The following is a 1,269-nucleotide window of genomic DNA, read 5'->3' on the forward strand; positions in this document are numbered from 1 at the left end:
ACGGCTCCCGCTACGAGTGTAAGACCCGGCGAGGCGCTGAACTGTCGATCCGCCACAACCGGAACCGGGGAACCTGGCCGCCCGAAGGGGCGATGTAAACAGCCCGCCCCGAGCTTATCGGGGCAGAAAGGAGAAGTGAAAGAAGAATAAAATCTACCCCCGCCGGCCCCACCTGTTGGGGCCGGCCGGGAGCGGTTAGCTCCGAAAACAAAAACACGGTGCTCCCTGCCGGATCAGGGAGAAGGAGGGATAAAGCTATGCAAGCGCACTTTGTAGATGCCCCGGTTGCACATACTCGGGTCCCGGCTTATAAGGTACAGCTTGTCCGTGAGGCGAGCGTCACAATGCCGGAACGCCTGACATCACCCGGCGCGGTAGCCAAAGCTGTTGACTACCTCGGGAATTACGACCGAGAACACTTCGTCGTAATCCTGTTGAACACTAAATGTGGCATTATAGGTGTCAACACGGTTTCGATCGGAAGCCTAAACTCTTCCATTGTCCACCCGCGTGAAGTGTTTAAGCCCGCCGTTATCTTGGGCGCGGCTTCGGTTATACTTGTTCATAATCACCCCAGTGGTGATCCTTCTCCCAGTCAGGAGGATCGGGATGTGACCAAAAGACTTTCGGAGGCCGGCCATATTCTGGGTATTGCCGTCCTGGATCACCTGATTATCGGCGACGGCACTTACTTCAGCTTTAAAGAGAAAGGCTTGCTTTAAATTACACGGCCCGCCGGGAGCCTATCCCGGCAGAAAAATCAAGGAGGAAGTATGTAAAATGGCTAAAGATTACACAAAAGAATTGGAAAAGAAGGGGGCGGAGCGCGTCCGCCTCACCAAGCAGCTACAAGACATGTTGCTGCAGGTGGCGAAGGACATTGCCGATTCCGTGCCGCTCGGCACGGAGGTCGAGGTCGACGGTGTTTGCTACCGGGCGCACCGTTACAACTCGAACATCGGCAGTTTCCGTACCGTTGTCATTGTTGACCCCGGTAGCGTGGAGGACTTCCCGCTATACCGGGCCATTGACAACGAACCGCCCGGCAGCGAGTACTACTTGCACCGGGACTTCAAACGGGTGGTTCGCGTCGCCACCCGTGACGAACACCTCCACTTCGCCAACCACCTGCCCGAAATCATCCGGGCATTCGAGGTGAAGGAGGACGCGATAATCGAAGAACTCCGCGACGCGTTTGAACGCCTGCGGACAAGTTTATAAGAACTGCTCCGGCCCCTCCTCCCCCAGGGGGGGGCGGCCGGCCCGCCG

General features: G+C 57.2%; 2 protein-coding genes. Both read left to right on the forward strand.

All coding sequences use genetic code 11. From position 1 onward, the window contains the following. The first annotated feature begins 344 nt into the window (after positions 1-344). Positions 345-722: a JAB domain-containing protein gene (locus ACE4YL_RS03620; RefSeq protein ID WP_461369249.1), complete on the forward strand. Its 378-nt coding sequence runs from the start codon at positions 345-347 to the stop codon at positions 720-722. A 58-nt stretch (positions 723-780) separates the two neighbouring features. Beyond that, positions 781-1,221: a hypothetical protein gene (locus ACE4YL_RS03625; RefSeq protein WP_461369248.1), complete on the forward strand. Its 441-nt coding sequence runs from the start codon at positions 781-783 to the stop codon at positions 1,219-1,221. Positions 1,222-1,269: the final 48 nt, after the last annotated feature.

The organism is Candidatus Darwinibacter acetoxidans (genome assembly GCF_041936445.1).
Lineage (GTDB): Bacteria > Bacillota > Limnochordia > Darwinibacteriales > Darwinibacteriaceae > DTU010.